We start from the raw sequence: 22,379 nt of genomic DNA, 5'->3' as shown, positions 1-22,379 counted from the left end.
CATCGAGCGCCCGCCCGAGCTTCCGACCCGGTGGCGGATCAAGCCGATGAGCTTCACCTCAACGCCTGTTTCCAGCCGCTGGCGAAACGCCTTCGGGCTGCCTTTCCCGGCCTTCGGCTGGAGCGACAGCTTCTCGATGCTGGAAACCGCGGCCGACATCCGCGTCGGCTGTCGCACCGTGTCGTTCCTGTCCCTGCGTCAGCTCCTGCGCAGCCTTGTCGACCGCCGGTTTCGGCAGGCCATGGCCGGCCGTGTCCTGCTGCCGGACAGCCGCTGGATTGCTTCAGTCGTCGGCCTGGTCTCCTCCGGCCGTCCGGTGAGCGAGTTCGATGCCGCCCGCTTCGTTCCGTCGCTGCTGACCTTCATGGAGGCGCCGCGCCGGATCACGCTGATCGGTGCAGACGAGGCGCGGCTTCAGACGGCGAGCCGGCAGCTCATGGCGCATTCGCCCTGGCATCAGGTGACGACAGTGCTGCTCTCCGAACCGGTCTGCGGCCGTCGTCCGATCGCCGCCGACGAACTCCTGGAGGCTGCCTCGCCGGATGTCGTTATCGCCGATGCGCGCGACTGGCGCGAGGAGATCCGTCTCGAACGCTACCTGTCGTTCCGGCACGACGGGCTGGCACTGCTGGCCGGCCGGTTCTTCGATGCGGCGGCTGTCAAAAAGGAAGCGCGGAGCGCCACCGCGCAGCGGAAATTAACGAATTATTCGCCAAAGAAATTTAACCTGTCTTAAGAAATGACAGGCGCGCCGGGGCGCGCTCGCAACAGCGGGTAGGGCGCATGCTTGCTTCGAGCGACGGATGGATGACGACAGGTAGGCCCGCAACGCGCGGCCTTTCGGTCGGGCGCGGCCGCGGCAACGCCATCACCGCCGTCCTGCTGCTGTCGGCCGCGGTGTTTGGCGCCGCTCTTCCGCATGTCCTGCCGCTCGACCTTTCCCGCCATTACCTGGCCGAAGCCCGTCTCGCGCCGGCAAGTCAGGCAGCGGACGATACCGATCGCGCCGATCTCGTGAAGGCGGCAGAGGAGGGGCTGCGGTCTTGGGCGCTCCTCGACGCCGTCGCCAGGCAGATCGGCTTCGTCGATGCCGCCGGCCGCCCCATCGAGGATCCGACGGCGATCGGCCTGCTCTCCGATATCGTGTCGCGGCAGGATCTGTCGGACGCGGCCAGCGAGACCACCGAGCGGCAGAGGCTGTCGGGCGTGCTGTCCGTCGCCGAAAGGGAAAATGGTCAACTGGCTGTCGTCGCCCGCGGCGACAACGCGCTTGCCGCTTCCGAGATCGCCAATGCCGCGGCCCGCTTGCTCAGCCAGCGCATCAACGACCAGCGACTGCTCGGCGAGCCGGATACGGTCGCCCGTGCCCGCGGAAATCTTGAAAAGATCCAGTCCGACATCGATGCGCTGGCCGTGGCGCCTGCCGATCTGCAGAGACTGCAGGAGGTCCGCGACGAACAGGCAGCGCTTGCTGCCGAGACCGAGCGGCTGCAGGCCGCGCAGGCGGATGCCGCAACACGGGGCGAAACCCTGTCGCACCTGACGCTCGACGACGTGCTTGCAAAGCCGCTGCCGGCAGAACTGCAGGCATCTGGGCTCGAGACGCTGCGCCGCAAGCACGTCGAGGCAAGACTGCTGATCGACCAGCTGTCCGCCGAGCTCGGCCCGCGCCATCCGCGGTTGATCGCCGCCACTGCCGCCGAGAGCGAGGCGAAACAGTCGATCGCCCGGGCAATGAAGCAGATGACCGGTGGCCTGAAGCAGGAAGAGGCGGCGCTGCAGGCGCAGGTGCAGGAGACCAACGCGCGGAAGGCGTCGCTGGCCGCTGCGCCGGTCTCCGATGCCGCCGCCCGCAAGCTGGCGCTCGAAACCTCGCTCGAGACGGCCCGCCAGGCCTATCTGGATGCTGTCCGCGATGCCGAAGCCAATCCATCATCCGCAGTCGAGCAGATCCGCTTCCTCAGTGCCGCAAGTCCTGCGGCTGCCAGCGTCTCCGGCCTGCCGGCCTGGCTCTACTTGCTGGCTGGCGCTGTCGCCGGCCTCTGCCTTGTCGGCGCAGCACTGCCCGGGCGTCGCATTGAAGAACCCGAGGCGGACCAGACTGCCGAGGATGCACCGGACGTTCTCGCGATCCCGCAGATCGCAGCGCCCATCGAGTTGCAGATTGAAGAGCCGGTCGTCGATCTGCTGGCGCTTGCCGGTCTTTCGGAGCACAGCGCCCGCAGCCGGATTGAGATCGCACAGCCGCAGGTGAACCGCCTTCCGGCCATGCCGTCCTTCGACGATTACTACCGGGAGGAGCGGCTGTCTGCCGAGATGTCCGCAGCCCCGGAACGCCAGGCAGTGCGAACGTCCGTAGCGGCAGAAGGCTCGCTGGAGCAGCTTCTGCTCTCCAATCTCCAGCCGCAGGTCGCCGACCCGCCGCTGCCGCAATTGCTGGCAGCCATCATGGCCGGCCAGGCGGAGCCGGTCGCGTCCCGGCCCGCCGCGGCACCCGCTTCTCCCGACCGGGAGATTGCCGAGCTGCGCCAGGGTATCGCCCGCCTGCGCCAGCAGGTTGCCAATGCGGTGCCGGTGCCGGAACAGGAACATCAGCCGGTCGAGCGCCGTTACGCCGGCCGTCGGTGAAACGCGCACGCCACCTCTTGCAATCGCCATTTTGACGGCATAGGGCGTGAACGGGAAAGCGGCCGCCGCTTCTTCGTGCGAGGAAGCTGCCGCACCGGCACGAGGAGCAAGGCGTGGCACATATCATCGACGGCAAGACATCCGCAGCAAGCGTCACCGACACCGTCGCCGAGGCGGCAGCCGTCCTCCAGCGTGAGGCGGGCATGCAGCCGGGCCTTGCGGTGGTCATCGTCGGCAACAATCCCGCCAGCCACTCCTACGTCAACGCCAAGAGCCGTATGGCAAAACAGTGCGGCTTCAACTCGATGCAGTACAGCCTCCCGGAAGAAACGACGCAGGACGAGCTGGAGCAGCTGGTGGCCAAGCTCAATGCCGATCCGGCCGTGCATGGCATTCTCGTTCAGCTGCCGTTGCCGAAGCACCTGAACTCCGAGCCGGTGATCCAGTCCATCCTGCCGCAGAAGGACGTCGACGGTCTGAATGTCGTCAACGCCGGCAAGGTGGCGAGCGGCGATCTGGCAAGTGGCCTCGTCTCCTGCACGCCGGCCGGCGCCATGGTGCTGCTGCGCAACCTCCATGGGCCAGACCTTTCCGGCCTCAATGCCGTCGTCATCGGACGCTCCAACCTGTTTGGCAAGCCGATGGCGTTGCTGCTGCTGGCCGCCAATGCCACCGTCACCATGGCCCATTCGCGGACCCGGGATCTTGCCGGCGTCTGCCGACAGGCCGATATCCTGGTCGCTGCGGTCGGCATGCCGTTCATGGTCAAGGCGGATTGGGTGAAGCCGGGTGCTACGGTGGTTGATGTCGGCATCAACCGAATCGAGGCGCCGGAAAAGGGCGAGGGCAAGTTCCGCATCGTCGGCGACGTCGCCTTCGATGAATGCGCCGAGGTGGCCGGCGCCATCACGCCCGTCCCCGGCGGTGTCGGCCCGATGACCATCGCCATGCTGATGGCAAACACGGTGGTCGCAGCCTATCGATCTGTCGGCCGGCCGATCCCCCGCTTCTAGACTGAGCCTGCGCGAACGCTGTCCGGGGGCCCGTTTCGGCCGCCCGCTCGCCCGCTATCGGAAAGCAACCGCTCACCATCGGGTGCCGCGGACCCGCGCCTGTGCACGATGAACGGAGCACCCCGTGGACTTAGGTGACGGCCGCTCTAATTCATGCGACACTTTGCTCGTCATCGGTGCAGGTCTAAGACGACATGCAGGCGGAGGGAGCATTGTTCGGTCTCGGCACGTGCAACATGTGGTCGGGGCGATCGGGATTAGGGAAGTCTTTGAAAAATCGAGACGGGAGGTTCTTTCATGAAACATCTGCTGTTGGCCGGCGTCGCGGCTCTCTGCTTGAGCGCGACATTCGCATCTGCTCAGGAACTGAAGTTTGAGCCGGGATCGGACGCCAAATTCAACTGGAAGAGCTACGAGGATTTCAAGGCGGCGCATGCGGACCTGAAGGGCCAGAGCCTGACGCTTTTCGGACCCTGGCGCGGCGAGGACGAGGTGCTCTTCAATAGCGTGCTCGCCTATTTCAACGCGGCGACCGGCGCCAACGGCCGCTACTCCTCCTCCGAGAATTACGAGCAGCAGATCGTCATCGATACCCAGGCGGGTTCTCCGCCGAACATCGCCATCATTCCGCAGCCCGGCCTGCTTGCCGATCTCGCCGCCAAGGGCCTGCTGACACCGCTCGGCAACGAGAACGCCGACTGGGTAAAGCAGAACTACGGTGCCGGCGAGGGCTGGATCCGCTACGGCACCTACAACGGCAAGGACGGTCAGCCGGCCTATTTCGGCTTCCCGTTCAAGGCGGACTTCAAATCGATGGTCTGGTACGTGCCGGAAAACTTCGAGGAGGCCGGCTACGAAGTCCCGAAGACCATGGAGGACCTGATCAAGCTCAGCGACCAGATCGTCGCCGATGGCGGTGTTCCCTGGTGCATCGGTCTCGGTTCCGGCGGCGCAACCGGCTGGCCGGCGACCGACTGGGTGGAAGACATGATGCTGCGCACCCAGGCGCCAGATGTCTACGACAAGTGGGTCAGCAACGAGGTGAAGTTCGACGATCCGGCCGTCGTCGGCGCGATCGAGGAATTCGGAAAATTCGCCAAGAACCCGAAATACGTGGCGGGCGGCGTTGCAGCCGTGTCCTCCACCGATTTCCGCGACAGCCCGAAGGGCCTCTTCGACATTCCGCCGAAATGCTACCTGCATCACCAGGCGTCGTTCGTGCCGTCCTTCTTCCCGCCCGGCACGGAACTCGGTACCGATGCCGACTTCTTCTACATGCCGACCTACGCCTCAAAGCCTGAGCTGGGGACACCGGTGCTGGGTGCCGGCACGATGTTCGCCATCACCAAGGATTCGCCGGCCGCCAAGGCGTTCATTGAATTCCTGAAGACGCCGATCGCCCATGAGGTGTGGATGGCGCAGGCCTCGTTCCTGACGCCGTTCAAGGGCGTCAATCCGGATGCCTATGCCAACGAGGTCCTGAAGAAGCAGGGCGAACTGCTGACCACCGCGACCACCTTCCGCTTCGACGCATCCGACCTGATGCCCGGCAAGATCGGCGCCGGCGCGTTCTGGACCGGCATGATCGACTATGTCGGCGGCAAGGACGCAAAGACCGTCGGAACCGACATCCAGAAGGCCTGGGACGGGTTGAAGTAGGGTCCACTGCCTCAGTCGAGCTGGTTTGACTGAAGCAAGGTCCTCTCTGGCCTGCCGGCCAATCTCCCAACAAGGGGGAGAAGTCGTTGCCCTTGCTCATCCTGCTTTGGGCCTCGGCGGTTCGGCTGGATCAAGCCCTCCCCCCTCGCGGGGAGGGTGTGGGAGGGGTCTTCGGCTACCGGCGTAAAAGAAGCTAAGCGTTCCAGGGGGAGGGGCATATGTTTACGCAGATCGTATCGGCCGTCGGCGTGGTGATCGCCGGGGTGTTTGCCTGCGCCTTGTACTACTGGCTGTCGGATAAGGCCTTGCAGCTGGTCTTTCCGGTGCCGAAGGACAATGTCGGGATTGCCTCGGTCAACCTCAATCGCCGCTCAGCGGTGCGGCCCTGGCTCTTCCTCGGGCCGGCGCTCTTGCTGCTGGTCGTCTACCTCGTCTACCCGGTCGTCGCGACCTTCATCCTCTCCTTCTACGACCGGTCGGGCGGCAACTTCGTCGGTCTCGCCAACTACCGCTGGGCCATCCAGGACGTTCAGTTCCGCCAGTCGATCTTCAACAACATCCTCTGGCTTGCCGTGGTGCCGGCCGCCTGCACCTTCCTCGGCCTCGTCATCGCCGTGCTGACCGACCGCATCTGGTGGGGCAACCTGGCAAAGAGCCTGATCTTCATGCCGATGGCGATCTCGTTCGTCGGCGCCTCGGTCATCTGGAAGTTCATCTATGAATATCGCGGCGGCAACGAGACGCAGATCGGCCTGCTGAACGCCATCGTCCAGGCGATCGGCGGCAATCCTCAGGTGTGGATCTCGCTGCCGTTCTGGAACAACTTCTTCCTGATGGCGATCCTCATCTGGATCCAGACCGGCTTTGCCATGGTCATCCTGTCGGCGGCCCTGCGCGGCATCCCTGAGGAAACGATCGAGGCGGCCGTCATCGATGGCGCCAGTGGCTGGCAGATCTTCTGGAAGATCATGGTGCCGCAGATCTGGGGTACGATCGCCGTCGTCTGGACGACGATCACCATCCTCGTCCTCAAGGTCTTCGACATCGTGCTGACCATGACCAACGGCCAGTGGAACACCATGGTGCTGGCAAACCTCATGTTCGACTGGATGTTCCGCGGTGGCGGCGACAGCGGCCGAAGTGCGGTCATCGCGCTGGTCATCATGGCCGCCGTCACGCCGATCATGATCTGGAACATCCGCCAGGCGAACAAGGAACTGGGAGGCTGATGATGAACCCCGTAGCAAGCCTTCGCCGGATCGGCCTCCCGCGCCTTGCGGTGCATGTCTCCGTCCTGCTGATCTGCATCATCTGGCTCATCCCGACGCTCGGGATCCTCGTCACCTCGTTCCGCGATGCCGGCCAGATCACCGCATCCGGCTGGTGGACTGCCTTCACCGGCGCCGCCGAAACGAGCGCCGCCCGTCTCGGCGAGCCTGCCACCGCCCAGCAGCAGGGCCCGAACTACGTCATCTCCGGGTCGGTCTTCGAAGAAGGCCAGGCCGGTACCGTGCGCGCCTTCGGCACGCGCGTCGCGGCACCGACAGAGTTTACCGCCGGAGAGGCGGCCGATCTCGGCGACGGCGAGACGCTGACCATCAACGAGGATGGCAGCTACACCTACGCCAAGAACGCCCCGTTCGGCGAAGGGCGCGGCAAGCGCGTCTATCTGTCGATCTCCGCGCCGCCGTCGTTCACCACCGACAATTACCGGACGGTGCTCACCTCGCAGGGCATCGGCCAGTCCTTCGTCAACTCGCTGACGGTCGCCATTCCGGCCACCATCATCCCGATCCTCATCGCCGCCTTCGCCGCCTACGCACTGTCGTGGATGGAGTTTCCGGGGCGGGCGCTGATCATTGCCCTGGTGGTCGGCCTCATCGTCGTGCCGCTGCAGATGTCGCTTATCCCGCTTCTCAAGATGTACAACGAGATCGGCAATCTGTTCGGCGTTCCGTCGCGCAGCTATGCCGGCATCTGGCTGGCGCACTCCGCCTTCGGCATGCCGCTGGCGATCTACCTGCTGCGCAACTACATTGCCGGTCTGCCCAAGGAGATCATCGAGTCCGCCCGTGTTGACGGGGCGAGCGATTTCGAGATCTTCGTCAAGATCATCCTGCCGCTGTCGTTCCCGGCGCTCGCATCATTCTCGATCTTCCAGTTCCTCTGGACCTGGAACGACCTTCTCGTCGCCATGGTCTTCCTCGGCACCGGCAAGGATCAGCTTGTTCTGACGGGAGCGCTCAACGCGCTGCTGGGCTCGATGGGCGGAAAGTGGGAGATCCTCACCGCCTCGGCCTTCATCACCATCATCGTACCGATTATCGTATTTTTTGCATTGCAGCGGTATCTGGTGCGAGGCCTGCTCGCGGGCTCCGTCAAGGGCGGCTGACCAACACTGATAAACGACATAGGACATGGAATGAGCATTTCCGCAGAAGCCCTCTCCGCATCGGACAAGGACTGGTGGCGTGGCGCGGTGATCTATCAGATCTACCCGCGCTCCTATCAGGATTCCAACGGCGACGGCATCGGCGACCTGAAAGGCATCACCGCGCGCCTGCCACATATCGCAGCGCTCGGCGCCGATGCGATCTGGATCTCGCCCTTCTTCCCGTCGCCGATGCGCGATTTCGGCTATGACGTGTCCAACTACTGCGACGTCGACCCGATGTTCGGCTCGCTGTCGGACTTCGATACGCTGATCGCCGAGGCGCATCGCCTGCGGATCAAGGTGATGATCGATCTGGTCATCTCGCACAGCTCCGACCAGCACGCCTGGTTCATCGAAAGCCGCTCCAGCCGCGTCAATCCCAAGGCCGACTGGTACGTCTGGGCGGATGCCAAGCCGGACGGCACGCCGCCCAACAACTGGCTGTCGATCTTCGGCGGCTCGGCCTGGGCTTGGGATCCCACCCGCATGCAGTACTTCATGCACAATTTCCTGTCGTCGCAACCGGATCTCAACCTGCACAACCCGGAAGTCCAGGATGCGCTGCTGGATGTCGTTCGCTTCTGGCTGAAGCGCGGCGTCAACGGCTTCCGGCTGGATACCATCAACTTCTACTTCCATGACCGCGAGCTGCGCGACAATCCCGCGCTCGCCCCGGAACGTCGCAACGCCTCGACGGCCCCGGCGGTCAATCCCTACAATTTCCAGGAACACATCTACGACAAGAACCGGCCGGAGAACCTCGACTTCCTCAAGCGCTTCCGAGCCGTGCTCGACGAGTTTCCGGCCATCGCTGCAGTCGGCGAGGTCGGCGACAGCCAGCGCGGTCTGGAAATCGTCGGCGAATATACCTCCGGCGGTGACAAGATGCAGATGTGCTACGCCTTCGAGTTCCTGGCGCCCGATCATCTGACGCCGGCCCGTGTCGCCGAAGTGCAGCAGGCCTTCTCCGCCGCCGCCCCGGAAGGCTGGGCGTGCTGGGCCTTCTCCAACCACGACGTTGTGCGGCATGTCAGCCGCTGGGGCGCCGAGGTCATGGACCGCGACGCCTTTGCCCAACAGCTTTCGGCGATCCTGCTGACCCAGCGCGGTTCGGTCTGCATCTACCAAGGCGAGGAGCTTGGCCTCACCGAGGCCGACATCGCCTTTGCCGACCTTCAGGATCCCTACGGCATCCAGTTCTGGCCGGAGTTCAAGGGGCGCGACGGCTGCCGCACGCCGATGGTGTGGGACGAGCATGCGCTGCAGTCGGGCTTTTCGACCGCCGACAGGCCGTGGCTGCCGATCCCCGTCGAACACCAGCTGCGGGCTGTCAGCGCCCAGCAGGGGCATGAGGGCTCGGTTCTCGAGCACTATCGCCGCTTCCTCGCCTTCCGCCGCCAGCACGCCGCCTTTGCCAAGGGCGATATCGCGTTCCTGGACGCCGCGCCCGAGGTGCTGGCCTACGAGCGGCTGCATGACGGCGAACGGCTGCTGTGCATGTTCAACATGAGCGACGCGCCGGTCGCAGCTAGCCTGCCGGCCGGCGATTGGCAGGTGCTCGAAGGCCACGGCTTTGACAGCACTTTGCGCGACGGGACGATCGATCTGCCTGCGTGGGGCGCCTTTTTCGCGCGCCACGGCTGACAACAAACGGAGGGGAGAGACATGGCCGGACTTGTTCTGAATGATATTCGCAAGGCCTACGGGCAGGTGGAGGTGCTGCACGGCATCGACCTGGACATCCGTGAGGGCGAGTTCGTCGTGTTCGTCGGTCCGTCCGGCTGTGGCAAGTCCACGCTGCTGCGGATGATCGCCGGGCTGGAAAAGATTACCAGCGGCGACATGATCATCGATGGCCAGCGGGTCAACGAGGTGCCGCCCTCCCGGCGTGGCATCGCCATGGTCTTCCAGTCCTACGCGCTCTATCCGCACATGACCGTCTACGACAACATGGCCTTCGGCATGCGCATCGCCAAGGAAAGCAAACAGGAGATCGACCGCCGCGTGCGCGCCGCAGCCGACATCCTGCAACTCACCCAGTATCTCGACCGCCTGCCGAAGGCACTTTCGGGCGGCCAGCGCCAGCGCGTCGCCATCGGCCGGGCCATCTGCCGCGACCCGAAGGTGTTTCTGTTCGACGAGCCGCTGTCGAATCTGGATGCAGCACTGCGCGTCGCAACCCGCATCGAGATCGCCAAGCTCAAGGAATCGATGCCGGAAACCACCATGGTCTACGTCACCCATGACCAGGTGGAAGCAATGACGCTTGCCGACCGGATCGTCGTGTTGTCCGCCGGCCGCATCGAACAGGTGGGCGCGCCGCTCGACCTTTACGAGCGTCCGCAGAACCTGTTCGTCGCAAAGTTCATCGGCTCGCCGGCGATGAATATCATTCCGGCGACGATCGCCACCCCCGGGGAAACGACGCGGATCGATCTGCGCGGCGGAAAGCCGGTGACGGTGCCGGTATCGACCGAGGCCTCCGAGGCGGGCAGGGCGGCAAGCTTCGGCGTGCGGCCGGAAGACCTGACGGTGACCACCGGCGACGATTATCTCTTTGAAGGTCGCGTATCGCTGGTCGAGGCGCTCGGCGAGGTGACGCTGCTCTACATCGAAGGCCTGTCGGACGAGGAGCCGATCCTTGCCAAGATCCCCGGCATCTTCAGGGTCGAGCGCGGCCAGACGCTTCGCTTCACCGCCGATGCGGCCAAGATGCACCTGTTCGACGCCGACGGGCAGACCTATCGGCGCTAGGGGAGACGCGCACGCGGGGCCGGCGGCCGATCGACAGCGAAAGCGCCATACGCTCCGTTAACGTCTGCTCCCTAGGATGCTTGGATTGTTCCAGCCTCCGAGGCAGCCATGAGCGACCGCCGTCCCGACCACTTCCTGAAGAAGGAGGAGTCCTTCATGTACGACCGCGAGACGCGGTTCAGGATGGAGGAAACGATGAATGCGGCGCGCATCGAATTCACCGAAAAGCATGTCATGCACATGGCCGGGCGGCGTTGCGACGTCATCGCCATCTCGATGAGTGGTGCCGTGCTGGCGCTGCTGACGCAGTCCAATCTGCCGACCGAATTCGTGCTCGACATTCCCGACGCCCGGATCATGAAGATCGGCTGCGTGCTGATGCGCACCAATTCCAACAACACGATCGAGGTTCGTTTCCTGCGGCTTCTGACCCAGAAGGATCTCGACCGCATCTTTGTCTTCTCGACCCATCCGGCGCACCGTGACAAGAAGCTGGACGTGAGGAACTGGTAGGCAGGTTCTATCCGTGCCGGGCATGTCCGGCGGGCCATCGTGCCCAGGGTGCGTCTGCTTGAGCTTTGCGGCTCGACGGGAATGAACCGGACTGCGGCACGCTGATCCTCCACATCCTTGGCCTTCGCGCCGGCGCAATGCGTGTAAACGCCCCGCCGGCTCTTCGCCCACCGGCAGTCGTGCCACCTCTGGCCAAGGCGGAAGCGACACGGCGGTCACGGCGCATATTGCCTCGCTCCTGTAGTGGAAATCGTATGTCTACGAGACCAGGAATGTGATCTTCGCGAAGGCACCGCCGCCGGGGTTGTTGCCGACCTCCAGCCGCGCATTGTGGCCTTCCGCAATCGCCTTGACCACCGTCAGGCCTAGCCCCGAACCGCTGAGACCGCGACCGTTTAGCCTCTCGCTTCTCCAGAACATGTCGAAAGAGGAGTGCTGCACGAAGTCTGGCAGTCCCGGACCCTTGTCTTGAACGGAAATGAATGACTGCCCGGCTTCATCCAAACCAGTGTGGACATCGATCGGTCCGCAGTGACCGGCGTATCGACGTGCGTTTTCGAGCAGAGCGAGGAGAGCCTGGCGGAAACGGTCCGGATCAATTCTCGCCGGTGCGGGCTGAAGGTCAGTTCTAAGATCGACGCCGTTGCCCGCGGAGGCCTGGAACAAGGTGACCGTCTCCAGAACATGCAGTGCCAGGTCTGTCGTCGTCGTTGCGGTCACGAAATTGGTCGTGCCTGCCAAGGAAAGCGTGTTCAGCTGGTCTACCAGGCGGGACATGCCCTGTGCTTGCCCCAGCAGAGCGCGCAACCGTTCCTCGCTGGCTGGAATGACCCCGTCCGACATGCCCTGCAGATTGCCCTGCAATACGGTGAGCGGCGTGCGCAATTCGTGGGCAACCGCTCGCGTATTGAACTTCAGACGCGTTTCCAGCGAAAGCAGTTCGCTAGCCATGCTGTTGATCGTTATCGCGAGCGCTTCGACCTCTCTGGTTGCGCCCGGTTCGACAGTGACCCGGAAATCGCCTTGTCGGATCTTCTCCGCGGCCGCCGTCAGGTGAGTAAGCGGCGCGACGATCCTGTGAGCCAGGACGACCCCGATGGCGCTTGTCAGAATAATGAGTGCGAAGCCGAAACCCAGAACACCCTCGACAGGTGACGCTTCAGTCGCCTCCTCCAACTGCGGGAAAAGGGGCGCGAGCGCCGCGAGAGCCTTCGGATCCGGGATCTCGCCGGTATTCAGGCTCGCCCAGGCCGATCTTGCATCTTGAGGCAGCCTGTCCAGGGCCGTTACCTCAGCGTGATCGATGTACCAATCGACGACGACGTAGAGCATCGCTATCGTCACGACTTGTATGATCGACGCCAATGCGGCTGTCATGGTTGCGAGAGTTGGTCTAGACACCCGTCGACCTCGCGAAACGATAGCCGATACTGCGGACTGTGGTGATGTACCCATCCTGGCCACAGTCTGCGAGCTTGCGCCGCAGGTTGGCGATATGCGTGTCAATGGTGCGATCGAGGGCGTCGCTTTCGGGCAAGCACGCGTCCAGGAGAGACGCTCGTTCGAACGTCTTGAACGGCGACCTTAACAAGCAGACCAGGAGGCGGAATTCGGTTGCCGTCAGCGGCAGTTCAATCCTGCCTTTGTCCGTTGATGCAATCGCGATGTGCGATCCCGGTTGGACTTCGATCTGGTCGTGCCGGATAACCTCGCTCGCGATGACACCTCTGGTTCGTTTCAAGACGGCCCCGACCCGCGCCACGACTTCCTGTGGGTTGAACGGTTTCGTGACGTAATCGTCGGCGCCGAGCTTCAGACCGAGCAATTTGTCCGTGCTGTCATCCATCGCCGACAGGAAGATCACCGGCACGGTGGAATTGCCCCGGACCTTCGTCAGAAGATCGAAGCCGTCGATATCCGGCAGGCCGATGTCGAGCAGGATCAGGTCCGGCTGCAATCTCTGCACATGGGCGAGAGCCGTGCGGCCTGTTGAGGCTTTGGTCGTCCTGTAGCCAGCTCTTGCAAGATATTTTTCCAGGAGGGACGCTATCTCTTCGTCGTCCTCGACCACCAGCACGAGCGATGAAATCATCGTCAAACTCACTGACTTTGACATGCTCTTCTCCGGTTCTCCGTCAAATCTTGACAATCGGGCGGGAGAACGTGGCCCTCAACGAGGAGCCACCGATGAACGTAACTGACATCAACCGCGCTCAAAAAGCAATTTCGAAAACCGCAGACGACAGACCGCGCAATCTGCTTGCCCAGGCGCTGATACTGCTGGGCTTTGTCTCCCTGATTTTCGCAGCGGTGCCAGAACTGGACCTCATCGTCACTCGCTTGTTTTGGCAGCCCGCCGCCGGCTTTGAGTTCAATGAAAACAGCTTCCTCATCGCCTTTCGCGACGCCAACAGGTTTCTACCCTGGATCGTCACCGGCACTGCGGTTGCGCTGTTGATTCCCAGTCCCTTTCTCAGATACCTGAAATACCCGCCTGAACCGCACAAGCTGCTGTTCGTGATCATCTTCTTTGCTGCGGGGCCGGGGCTGGGCGTCCACCTGATCAAGATCCTGGTTGGCAGAGCGCGTCCAAGAGCACTGGAAGAATTTGGCGGGGATGCGTTCTTTACGCCTCCATGGCAGCTCACTGACGAATGCGTCAGGAACTGTTCCTTCATCTCGGGAGAGGCCGCAAGCGCCTTCGCACTGCTCACACTCGTTGTGTTCGTCGCGCCCAGATACCGGACGCTCTATCTCGGTGCCGTTGGCATTGTCGCGGCGGCCTTCGCATTCAACCGAGTGATGTTGGGAGCCCACTTCCTCTCAGACGTGGTTATCGCCTGGAACCTGATGTTCGTTCTGGCGGCGCTGCTCTGGCAATCGTTCTCGCGCAATTCACCCCAGATCGATGCCATATTCGCCAGAGACTTCGACCAACCGTAGGTCCTTCCTGCGCAGCCCTATCCGAAGAACACGCTGGCGCCGGAATCGGCTGGGCCGACCTGGCGGCGGAAGGGGGCGAACAACTCGCGGCCCATGCCGAATTCGTTGTCGGAGAGGTCGGCCTCAGCCACCGGCCGCGCGGCGAATTCCGCCGCATCCACCAGCACTTCCAGCGTGCCGGCGACCGCATCGAGACGGATCATGTCGCCATCCTGGATCCGCGCGATCGCGCCGCCATCGACGGCCTCGGGCGTCACATGAATGGCGGCGGGCACCTTGCCGGATGCGCCGGACATCCGCCCGTCGGTGATCAGTGCCACCTTGTGTCCTCGGTCCTGCAGCACGCCGAGAGAGGGCGTCAGCTTGTGCAGTTCCGGCATGCCATTGGCCTTGGGTCCCTGGAAGCGCACCACGGCGACGAAATCGCGGTTCAGCTTTCCATCCTTGAAGGCATCCAGCATTGCCTGCTGGGTGTGGAAGACGAGCGCAGGGGCCTCGACGATATGTCGTTCCGGCTTGACCGCGGAAATCTTGATGACCGCCTTGCCCATGTTGCCGGTCAGCATCTTCAGGCCGCCATTGGCCTGGAACGGCGCTTCGATCTGCGACAGCACTTTGGGATCGACGCTCTCATTTGGTGAAGGTATGCGCTGCACGGTCCCGTCTTCATTCAGATGCGGCTCGATCGTGTAGGCGGCAAGGCCCTGGCCAAAGACCGTGCGCACGTCGTCATGCACAAGACCAGCTTTGAGCAACTGCTTGATCAGGAAGCCCATGCCGCCTGCGGCGTGGAAATGGTTCACGTCGGCCGAGCCGTTCGGATAGACGCGAGCGAGCAGCGGCACCACGTCGGAGAGATCGGAAATGTCCTGCCATGTCAGCCGGATGCCTCCGGCACGCGCCATGGCGATCAGGTGCATGGTGTGGTTGGTCGAGCCGCCTGTGGCATGCAGGCCGACCACGCCGTTGACGATCGAGCGCTCGTCGATCATCTCGCCGGCCGGCGTGAATTCGTTGCCGAGCGCGGTGATCGCCAGCGCCCGCTTGGTCGCTTCGCGGGTCAGCGCATCGCGCAGCGGCGTGCCGGGATTGACGAAGGATGCACCGGGCATGTGAAAGCCCATGATTTCCATCAGCATCTGGTTGGAATTGGCCGTGCCGTAGAAGGTGCAGGTGCCGGGGCCGTGATAGGATTTGGATTCCGACTCCAGCAGTTCTGCGCGGCCAACCTTGCCTTCCGCATAGAGCTGGCGAATGCGGTTCTTCTCGTCATTGGGCAGGCCCGACGTCATCGGTCCCGCCGGAACGAAGACCGAGGGCAGGTGGCCGAAGCTCAGGGCTGCGATCATCAGGCCAGGCACGATCTTGTCGCACACGCCGAGAAACACCGCCGCGTCGAACATGTTGTGGCTGAGGCCGATGCCTGCCGACATGGCGATGATATCGCGCGAGAACAGCGACAGCTCCATGCCCGGCTGGCCCTGGGTGACGCCATCGCACATGGCGGGAACGCCGCCGGCAACCTGCGCCACGCCGCCCACTTCGGCGGCCGCCTTGCGGATCAGATCGGGGAAATGTTCAAACGGCTGGTGTGCCGAGAGCATGTCGTTATAGGCGGTGATGATACCGAGATTGGGGACGACATCGCCGGCGAGCGCCGCCTTGTCCCCGGGGGAACAGACGGCAAAGCCATGCGCGAGATTGGCGCAGGCAAGCACGCTGCGCGTGACAGTTTTGCTGGAGGCTTGGCGAACACGCTCCAGATAAGGTTCGCGTGTCGGCTTCGAGCGCTCGACGATGCGTCTTGTGATTGCTTCGATGCTGGGATGGGCAGCCATGTCGTCCTCCATGGTCGGGCTCGCAAGCAGCCTGCGCGTCTCGCGCCGGTCCCGACGGTCGTCTTCGTCGTTATGCCGCGGCGGGCGGCGGTGGGGCGCCGGAATTCAGGGCGCCCAGTAGATCTCGATAGGCGAGGCCGCCCGGTTGAGCATGGCACGAATCGGCATCTGCATTTCGTCGGATCCGGCCTGCGCCTGGTCGAGAACGGCTTTCTTGGCCTCGCCCTCGATGTGCAGCACCAGGTAACGTGCGTCGGCAAGGCTCGGGAAACTGAATGTCAGTCGCTCCTCGCCGGCGCCGTCGGCAGTCATCGTCATCACGCCGCGCGGCGCATCGGCGGCAATAACGCGCGCCAGATGGTTGCCGCCCGGGAAGAACGATGCCGTGTGGCCGTCCGACCCCATTCCGAGCACGACGACGTCAAATGGATTGCCGATGTCGTCGGTGCGTTCGGTGGCGATCGCCGCTGCCTGCAGCGCCGAGGGAACGTCCTGGTAAAGCGGCAGGAAGATCGCCTGCGCCGCCTTGCCCTGCAGCAGGTGGGTGGCAACCAGCAGATGGTTGGAGCGCGGATTGTCGGCGGGCACGAAGCGCTCGTCGACCAGCGTCACCACCACCTTGTCCCAGGCGATATCGCACCCCGAGAGGGCCTGGAAGAAGCGCACCGGTGTCGAGCCGCCGGAGACGGCGATCGAGGCGGTCCCGCGTTGGGCCACGCCATCCGCCAGCCGGGCGGCGACATCCGCCGCCAGGTGTTCGGCAAGCGCTGCGGGATCGGCGAAAGCATGCAGATGTGCAGCCATCGCCATCAGCCCTCGTGCCAGGTTCGGCCGTCGCGCTCGATCAGCGCAATCGCCTGGCTCGGCCCCCAGGTGCCGGCGGTGTAACCCTGTGCCAGCTGGCCGGTCGCTTCCCAGCCCTTGAGGATCGGGTCGACCCAGCGCCAGGCGGCTTCCACTTCGTCACGGCGCATGAACAGCGTCTGGTTCGAGCGGATGACGTCCATCAGCAGCCGTTCGTAGGCATCCGGGCTGCGCACGTTGAAGGCGGCAGCAAAGCTCATGTCCAGCGAGACGTTGCGCAGGCGCATGCCGCCCGGACCCGGATCCTTGATCATCAGCGACTGCTTGACGCCTTCGTCCGGCTGCAGGCGGATGATCAGCTGGTTTGCCGAAATGCGCCCGGCGGCCGGGTCGAAGATGTTGTGCGGGATCGGCTTGAAGGTGATGACGATCTCCGACATGCGGCCGGTCAGCCGCTTGCCGGTGCGGATGTAGAAGGGTACGCCGGCCCAGCGCCAGTTGTTGATCTCGGCCTTGATGGCGACGAAGGTCTCGATGTTGGAGACGCCGCCTTCGAGTTCCTCGAGATAACCCTTTACCGGGCCGCCGGCAGAGGCGCCGGCGCGGTACTGGCCGCGCACCGTCATCTGCTCGACATTGGTCTCGGTGATCGGCCGAAGCGCGCGCAGCACCTTCAGCTTCTCGTCGCGCACCGCCTCGGAGTCCATTGAAGACGGCACTTCCATGGCAACCAGGCAGAGCAGCTGCAGGATATGGTTCTGCACCATGTCGCGCAGCGCGCCGGCGGTATCGTAGTAGCCGGCACGGCCTTCGAGGCCGACCGATTCCGCCACGGTGATCTGCACATGGTCGATGTACTGGGCCTTCCAGAGCGGCTCGTAGAGGGCATTGGCAAAGCGCAGTGCCATCAGGTTCTGCACCGTCTCCTTGCCGAGATAGTGATCGATGCGGAAGATCTGCTCTTCCTTGAACACCCGGCCGATCGTGTCGTTGAGATCGAGCGCCGAGGCAAGGTCCCGGCCGATCGGCTTCTCAACGACGATGCGCGTCGACTTGGTGATCAGGTCATGGTCGCGGATCTTTTCCGAGATCGCGCCGAAGATCGCCGGCGCGACCGCCAGATAGAAAGCGCGCACCCGCTCGGTGCCATCGTCGAGGAGCGCCTTCAGCTGGTCCCAACCGGCGTCCGATTTCGCGTCCACAGGGATGTAGAACAACCGGCCGAGGAACTTGGCAACTTCGGCATCGTCGTATTCGCCGGCCTTCAGGTGTTCCTTCAGCGCTTCGTCGGCGAATTTGCGGAACTCTTCATGGCTGAGCGCACTGCGCGAGGCGCCGATGATACGCGTCGGTTCTGTGAACTGGCCTTCGATCTGGCGGTGGTAGAGCGCCGGCAGCAGCTTGCGCTCTGCAAGGTCGCCGGTGCCGCCGAAGACGACATAATCGAAGGGTTCCACGGGAATGATCTGGCTGCTCATGCCTAACTCTTTTCGAAGTCTCGAGGTTGAACACTACATAATCTAATCGATTTAAAAATGCCAGCCCCGGATCGCGCGGATCTTGGGCGCAGGCATCAGAAGCGGTCCCGCAGGGCGAACCACGACAGCGCCAGGAACAGCAGCGGACTGCGCAGCCGCCGGCCGCCAGGGAAGGGCGGGATCTTCAGTTCCGTCAACAGGTCGAGTTCGCTGGAATTGCCGGCGATCGCATCTGCGTACATCTTACCTGCGTAGTTTGACAGCATGACGCCGTGCCCGGAATAGCCGGCAATCGAGGTGACGCCGGGCATTACCTCGCGTGCAAAGGGCTTGCGCGGCAGGGTGATGCCGACCGAGCCGCCCCAGGCATGGGTGATGTCGATGTCCCTCAGCGCCGGATAGAGCTCGGCGATCTGTTTGCGGATATGCCTGGAAATATCGCGTGGGCTGTCGGCGGTATAGGCCTCCCGCCCACCGAACAGCAGGCGCCCGTCGCGGCTCTTGCGAAAGTAGCGCACCACGAAGCGCGAATCGGCAACCGCTTCGGATCCCGGCAGCACCTGCGGAAAGTTATCGAGCGGCACTGTCGCGGCGATGAACGAGCGGATCGGCATCACGTGCGCCGCCGTCTGTTGCTCGAGGTTGCCGATATAGGCGTTGGTGCCGATCAGCACCCGGTCCGCGGTGATCGTCCCGCGCGGCGTCTCGATCAGCGTGCGCCCGCCCGTGTGGGTGATGCTCTTTGCCGGCGTCATCTCGAGGATGCGGGCTCCGGCATCGGCTGCGGCGCGGGCAAGCCCGATCAGCAGTTTCAGCGGATGGATATGGCCGGTGCCGGTATCGCGCACGCCGCAGTAGTAGCTTGTCGAGCCCAGCCGCTCGGCGGTCTCCGCCCGGTCCATGAACGATACGTGCGGATAGTCGTAGCGGGTCGTCAGCATCTCCACGGACCGGCGATAATGCGCCTCGTAGCCGCGCTTGTGCGCCACGTTCAGCTGGCCGGGCAGGTACTCCATGTCGATCGCGTGGGTCTCGGCAAACTCCAGGAGATAGCGCTTGGCGTTCTCGGCCATGTCGAACAGCGCCCGGGATCGTGCGTAGCCGAGTTCCGGCTCCAGTTCGTCGGGCCAGGCGCGCTGCCCGGTCCCCAGTTGCCCGCCATTGCGACCCGAGGCGCCGTCGCCGAACCGCCCGCCTTCGATGAGGACAACCGCAACGCCGCGCTTGGCGAGATTGTAGGCGGCCTGCAGGCCGGTGTAGCCGCCGCCGATGATTGCCACATCGACGGAGATGGAGCCGTCCAGGCTGTCATAGATTGGCCGGTCGGGAACGCTCTCCTGGTACCAGGAAACACCCGGCGCGATGGGGCTCTGCCACGTCATCATGCGACCTTACACGTTGAGGAGCAGGAATTCACGCTCCCACGGGCTGATGACCTGCATGAAGGTCTCGAACTCGCCGCGCTTGACCCCGGCATAGAGACCGATGAACTCCTTGCCGAACACTTCCTCGAAGGCGCTCTCGCCCTCCAGCAGCGCGACCGCCTCCAGCAGACCGCGCGGCAGGTCGATCGATCCCTCGTTGGCCGTGTCGTAGGTTGGCTCCGTCGGCTCGATGGACCGCACCATGCCCAGCCAGCCACAGGCAAGCGATGCCGCCAGCGCCAGATAAGGGTTGGCGTCCGAGCTCGGCAGGCGGTTCTCGACGCGCCGCGCCGCGGGCTCCGAGATCGGCACGCGGAAGGCCGTGGTGCGGTTGTCGTAACCCCAGGCATTGTTGACCGGGCAGGCCATGTCGGGCGTCAGCCGCCGGTAGGAATTGACGTAAGGGGCGAGCATGGCAAGCGAGCTCGGCACGTATTTCTGCATGCCGCCGATGAAGTGGAAGAAGTCCCGCGACGGCGATCCGTCGGCGTTCGAGAAGATGTTGCGGCCGGTTTCCACCTCGATGACCGACTGGTGGATGTGCATGGCCGAACCCGGCTGCGCCTGCATCGGCTTGGCCATGAAGGTGGCGTAGATGCCGTGCTTCAGGGCAGCCTCGCGGATCGTCCGCTTGAACATGAACACCTGGTCGGCAAGCTGGATCGGGTCGCCATGGCGCAGGTTGATCTCCAGCTGCGCCGGCCCTTCCTCGTGGATCAGCGTATCGATCTCGAGGCCCTGCTTTTCGGAGAAGTGGTAGATGTCGTCGATCAACTCGTCGAACTCGTTGATGCCGGCGATCGAATAGCCCTGTCCGCCGACGATCGACCGACCCGACCGTCCCTTGGGCGGGTGCAGCGGATAGTCAGGGTCGTCGTTCATCGCCACCAGGTAGAACTCGATCTCCGGCGCCACGACCGGCTTCCAGCCCCGCTCGCGATAGAGGTTCATGACGTTCTTCAGGACGTTGCGCGGCGTGTAGGGCACCTGCTCGCCGGTGGTGTTGACCACGTCGCAGATCACCTGCGCCGTCGGGTCGGTCTCCCACGGCACGACCGACAGGGTCGACAGGTCGGGCTCCAGTTTAAGGTCGCTGTCGCGCGGCTCGTAGCGGAAGTTTGCGGTCTCGTCAGGGTACTCGCCGGAAATCGTGTGCCGGTAGAGCGCCGAGGGAAGCGCCAGCGAGGTGTTCGAGGTGAATTTCGACGCCGGCATCATCTTGCCGCGCGCCACGCCTGCCAGATCCGGCGTGATGCATTCGATGTCCTCGATGCCGCGTACCTTCAGCCAGGCAGCCGCGTCACGCCAGTTGACCGCCCCGCGCAGCGAGGTCAGGGACGGTTCCGCAGCCTTCGTCTTGGAGAGGTTTCCGGACACGCGGGTAGAAGGCTTCTTCTTGGGCGGCATGCTTCACCGTAAGATGTTGACGATGCCGCATCATAGCCGGAACCCGTTCTTTAGCCAGCCGGCTGATTGACTTTGTGGTCCGGATCGCAAACAGGGATGGCTTGAGAACACGGGATTGCCGACTGTGAAACGCCGATATGATGTGATGGTGCTGGGCGCCGGCGCCGCGGGCATGATGTGCGCCATCCGCGCCGGCGCCGGCGGCCGCTCGGTGCTGGTAGTCGACCATGCAAAGGCTCCGGGCGAGAAGATCCGCATCTCCGGCGGCGGCCGGTGCAACTTCACCAACGTCCACGCCAGCCCGGCCAACTATATCTCCGGCAACCGCCACTTCGCCAAGTCGGCCCTGGCGCGCTACACGCCGCGTGACTTCCTGGCGATGGTCGAAAAGCACCGCATTGCCTGGCATGAGAAGACGCTAGGCCAGCTGTTTTGCGACGATAGCGCCAAGGATATCGTCCGCATGCTGCTGGACGAGATGCTGGCCGTCGGCGTCGATCTCCAGTTGCAGCGGCAGATCGGCGTAGTCGAGAAGACCGAGGACGGTTTTCGCGTCGCGATCGACGGCGAAACGGTCGAGGCGGGTGCGCTGGTGGTGGCGACCGGCGGCAAGTCCATTCCGAAGATGGGCGCCACGGGACTTGCCTACCGGATTGCCGAGCAGTTCGGCGTGGCGATGACCGAAACGCGTCCGGCGCTGGTGCCGCTGACGCTTGACCCGTCGATGCTGGAAAAGCTGTCGCCGCTCTCGGGCGTTTCCGTCGATGCGCAGGTGCGTCACGGCAAGACGACGTTTCGCGAAGCGCTGCTGTTTACCCATCGCGGACTGAGCGGGCCATCCATCCTGCAGATCTCGTCCTACTGGAAGGAGGGGGATGATATCGCCCTGACGCTGGAGCCGTCCTGCGACGTGCTGGCGCTGCTGAAGGAGGCCCGCCGGCAGAATGGACGCCAGGCGGTGCAGACGGTTTTGGGCGAGATCCTGCCGCGGCGCCTCGCACAGTTCCTCGCCGATCAGCACCGGCTGCGCGGACCGCTGGCGGACTACAGCGACAAGGCGCTGGGAGCCGTGGCGGCAGCCGTGCAGGACTGGACGATCAGGCCAGCGGGCTCGGAAGGCTATCGGACTGCCGAGGTGACGCTTGGCGGCGTCGACACCAGCATGCTCGATTCCCGCACCATGCAGGCCAAGGCGCTGCCCGGGCTCTACTTCATCGGCGAGTGCGTCGACGTCACAGGCTGGCTCGGCGGCTATAATTTCCAGTGGGCCTGGGCTTCCGGCCATGTCTGCGGCGAGGCGCTCGCCGTCTGAGCCGCCTGAGGTAGTCCAGATGACGCGATTTCGACCCGACGGTCGATGCCGATGCGCTCGCATTGCGCGAATTCATGGGAGCCGAACACCAAATTCATCACCCGGAATTCAGTCTTCGTTCACGTGTGCATGGCACAACGAACCGTCCCCGATTTCGACAGAGACTGCGGCG

General features: G+C 63.9%; 18 protein-coding genes. 11 read left to right on the top strand and 7 right to left on the bottom strand.

Going from position 1 to position 22,379, the window contains the following annotated elements:
* Positions 1 to 46: 46 nt before the first annotated feature.
* From ACR65N_RS05265 to ACR65N_RS05225, 9 genes are all read left to right on the top strand, one after another.
* The gene (locus tag ACR65N_RS05265; protein ID WP_440456028.1) at positions 47 to 736 is read left to right on the top strand and encodes a WecB/TagA/CpsF family glycosyltransferase; all 690 of its coding nucleotides are present in this window, start codon (positions 47 to 49) and stop codon (positions 734 to 736) included.
* Between the two features lie 71 nt (positions 737 to 807).
* A complete protein-coding gene (locus ACR65N_RS05260; RefSeq protein WP_440456027.1) occupies positions 808 to 2,628 on the top strand; it encodes a GumC domain-containing protein in 1,821 nt (606 codons plus the stop codon).
* Positions 2,629 to 2,741: 113 nt separating this feature from the next.
* Positions 2,742 to 3,641 carry a bifunctional methylenetetrahydrofolate dehydrogenase/methenyltetrahydrofolate cyclohydrolase FolD gene (folD, locus tag ACR65N_RS05255; protein ID WP_440456026.1) on the top strand — a complete coding sequence of 300 codons (900 nt, stop codon included), beginning with the start codon at positions 2,742 to 2,744 and terminating at the stop codon, positions 3,639 to 3,641.
* A 297-nt stretch (positions 3,642 to 3,938) separates the two neighbouring features.
* On the top strand, positions 3,939 to 5,300 hold the full coding sequence (locus tag ACR65N_RS05250; RefSeq protein ID WP_440456025.1) for an ABC transporter substrate-binding protein: 1,362 nt from the start codon (positions 3,939 to 3,941) through the stop codon (positions 5,298 to 5,300).
* A gap of 218 nt (positions 5,301 to 5,518) precedes the next feature.
* Positions 5,519 to 6,529 carry a carbohydrate ABC transporter permease gene (locus ACR65N_RS05245; RefSeq protein WP_440456024.1) on the top strand — a complete coding sequence of 337 codons (1,011 nt, stop codon included), beginning with the start codon at positions 5,519 to 5,521 and terminating at the stop codon, positions 6,527 to 6,529.
* 2 nt (positions 6,530 to 6,531) lie between these two features.
* Positions 6,532 to 7,692, top strand: coding sequence for a carbohydrate ABC transporter permease (locus ACR65N_RS05240; RefSeq protein ID WP_440456122.1), 1,161 nt, complete (start codon positions 6,532 to 6,534; stop codon positions 7,690 to 7,692).
* A gap of 30 nt (positions 7,693 to 7,722) precedes the next feature.
* Complete coding sequence (gene bglA / locus ACR65N_RS05235) at positions 7,723 to 9,378, top strand: beta-galactosidase BglA (protein WP_440456022.1); 1,656 nt, start codon at positions 7,723 to 7,725, stop codon at positions 9,376 to 9,378.
* A 21-nt stretch (positions 9,379 to 9,399) separates the two neighbouring features.
* The gene (locus ACR65N_RS05230; protein ID WP_440456021.1) at positions 9,400 to 10,488 is read left to right on the top strand and encodes an ABC transporter ATP-binding protein; all 1,089 of its coding nucleotides are present in this window, start codon (positions 9,400 to 9,402) and stop codon (positions 10,486 to 10,488) included.
* A 156-nt stretch (positions 10,489 to 10,644) separates the two neighbouring features.
* Complete coding sequence (locus ACR65N_RS05225) at positions 10,645 to 11,001, top strand: hypothetical protein (RefSeq protein WP_430306542.1); 357 nt, start codon at positions 10,645 to 10,647, stop codon at positions 10,999 to 11,001.
* Between the two features lie 258 nt (positions 11,002 to 11,259).
* Here ACR65N_RS05225 and ACR65N_RS05220 read toward each other — a convergent pair whose 3' ends face one another.
* Complete coding sequence (locus ACR65N_RS05220) at positions 11,260 to 12,333, bottom strand: ATP-binding protein (RefSeq protein WP_440456020.1); 1,074 nt, start codon at positions 12,331 to 12,333, stop codon at positions 11,260 to 11,262.
* Positions 12,334 to 12,394: 61 nt separating this feature from the next.
* Positions 12,395 to 13,117 carry a response regulator transcription factor gene (locus ACR65N_RS05215; protein ID WP_440456019.1) on the bottom strand — a complete coding sequence of 241 codons (723 nt, stop codon included), beginning with the start codon at positions 13,115 to 13,117 and terminating at the stop codon, positions 12,395 to 12,397.
* A gap of 71 nt (positions 13,118 to 13,188) precedes the next feature.
* Here ACR65N_RS05215 and ACR65N_RS05210 point away from each other — a divergent pair, with 71 nt between their 5' ends.
* Positions 13,189 to 13,944, top strand: coding sequence for a phosphatase PAP2 family protein (locus ACR65N_RS05210; protein ID WP_440456018.1), 756 nt, complete (start codon positions 13,189 to 13,191; stop codon positions 13,942 to 13,944).
* Between the two features lie 17 nt (positions 13,945 to 13,961).
* On the opposite strand, the gene edd is transcribed toward ACR65N_RS05210, so the two are convergent.
* The 5 genes from edd to ACR65N_RS05185 all read right to left on the bottom strand — a co-directional run bounded on the left by edd (position 13,962) and on the right by ACR65N_RS05185 (position 20,895).
* Positions 13,962 to 15,782 (bottom strand): phosphogluconate dehydratase, encoded by a 1,821-nt coding sequence (edd, locus tag ACR65N_RS05205; RefSeq protein ID WP_440456017.1) that lies wholly within the window; start codon positions 15,780 to 15,782, stop codon positions 13,962 to 13,964.
* Between the two features lie 105 nt (positions 15,783 to 15,887).
* Positions 15,888 to 16,586 (bottom strand): 6-phosphogluconolactonase, encoded by a 699-nt coding sequence (gene pgl / locus ACR65N_RS05200; RefSeq protein WP_440456121.1) that lies wholly within the window; start codon positions 16,584 to 16,586, stop codon positions 15,888 to 15,890.
* Between the two features lie 5 nt (positions 16,587 to 16,591).
* Positions 16,592 to 18,064, bottom strand: a complete 1,473-nt coding sequence (zwf, locus tag ACR65N_RS05195) for a glucose-6-phosphate dehydrogenase (RefSeq protein ID WP_440456016.1) — start codon at positions 18,062 to 18,064, stop codon at positions 16,592 to 16,594.
* A 95-nt stretch (positions 18,065 to 18,159) separates the two neighbouring features.
* Entirely contained in the window at positions 18,160 to 19,446 is a 1,287-nt protein-coding gene (locus ACR65N_RS05190) for an NAD(P)/FAD-dependent oxidoreductase (protein WP_440456120.1), read from the bottom strand.
* Positions 19,447 to 19,455: 9 nt separating this feature from the next.
* Complete coding sequence (locus ACR65N_RS05185) at positions 19,456 to 20,895, bottom strand: glutamine synthetase family protein (RefSeq protein WP_440456015.1); 1,440 nt, start codon at positions 20,893 to 20,895, stop codon at positions 19,456 to 19,458.
* Between the two features lie 145 nt (positions 20,896 to 21,040).
* On the opposite strand from ACR65N_RS05185, the gene ACR65N_RS05180 reads away from it, so the two are divergent.
* A complete protein-coding gene (locus tag ACR65N_RS05180; RefSeq protein ID WP_440456119.1) occupies positions 21,041 to 22,207 on the top strand; it encodes a BaiN/RdsA family NAD(P)/FAD-dependent oxidoreductase in 1,167 nt (388 codons plus the stop codon).
* Positions 22,208 to 22,379: the final 172 nt, after the last annotated feature.

Source organism: Rhizobium sp. SAFR-030 (genome assembly GCF_059415005.1).
This window is presented reverse-complemented; position numbering and strand designations above follow the sequence as displayed.

Coding starts and splice junctions, on each gene's coding strand:
- ACR65N_RS05265 (WP_440456028.1), top strand. CDS start 47: ATGAGCTTCACCTCAACGCCTGTTTCCAGCCGCTGGCGAAACGCCTTC.
- ACR65N_RS05260 (WP_440456027.1), top strand. CDS start 808: ATGACGACAGGTAGGCCCGCAACGCGCGGCCTTTCGGTCGGGCGCGGC.
- ACR65N_RS05250 (WP_440456025.1), top strand. CDS start 3,939: ATGAAACATCTGCTGTTGGCCGGCGTCGCGGCTCTCTGCTTGAGCGCG.
- ACR65N_RS05245 (WP_440456024.1), top strand. CDS start 5,519: ATGTTTACGCAGATCGTATCGGCCGTCGGCGTGGTGATCGCCGGGGTG.
- ACR65N_RS05240 (WP_440456122.1), top strand. CDS start 6,532: ATGAACCCCGTAGCAAGCCTTCGCCGGATCGGCCTCCCGCGCCTTGCG.
- bglA (WP_440456022.1), top strand. CDS start 7,723: ATGAGCATTTCCGCAGAAGCCCTCTCCGCATCGGACAAGGACTGGTGG.
- ACR65N_RS05230 (WP_440456021.1), top strand. CDS start 9,400: ATGGCCGGACTTGTTCTGAATGATATTCGCAAGGCCTACGGGCAGGTG.
- ACR65N_RS05225 (WP_430306542.1), top strand. CDS start 10,645: ATGTACGACCGCGAGACGCGGTTCAGGATGGAGGAAACGATGAATGCG.
- ACR65N_RS05220 (WP_440456020.1), bottom strand. CDS start 12,333: ATGCTCTACGTCGTCGTCGATTGGTACATCGATCACGCTGAGGTAACG.
- ACR65N_RS05215 (WP_440456019.1), bottom strand. CDS start 13,117: ATGTCAAAGTCAGTGAGTTTGACGATGATTTCATCGCTCGTGCTGGTG.
- ACR65N_RS05210 (WP_440456018.1), top strand. CDS start 13,189: ATGAACGTAACTGACATCAACCGCGCTCAAAAAGCAATTTCGAAAACC.
- edd (WP_440456017.1), bottom strand. CDS start 15,782: ATGGCTGCCCATCCCAGCATCGAAGCAATCACAAGACGCATCGTCGAG.
- pgl (WP_440456121.1), bottom strand. CDS start 16,586: ATGGCTGCACATCTGCATGCTTTCGCCGATCCCGCAGCGCTTGCCGAA.
- zwf (WP_440456016.1), bottom strand. CDS start 18,064: ATGAGCAGCCAGATCATTCCCGTGGAACCCTTCGATTATGTCGTCTTC.
- ACR65N_RS05190 (WP_440456120.1), bottom strand. CDS start 19,446: ATGACGTGGCAGAGCCCCATCGCGCCGGGTGTTTCCTGGTACCAGGAG.
- ACR65N_RS05185 (WP_440456015.1), bottom strand. CDS start 20,895: ATGCCGCCCAAGAAGAAGCCTTCTACCCGCGTGTCCGGAAACCTCTCC.
- ACR65N_RS05180 (WP_440456119.1), top strand. CDS start 21,041: ATGGTGCTGGGCGCCGGCGCCGCGGGCATGATGTGCGCCATCCGCGCC.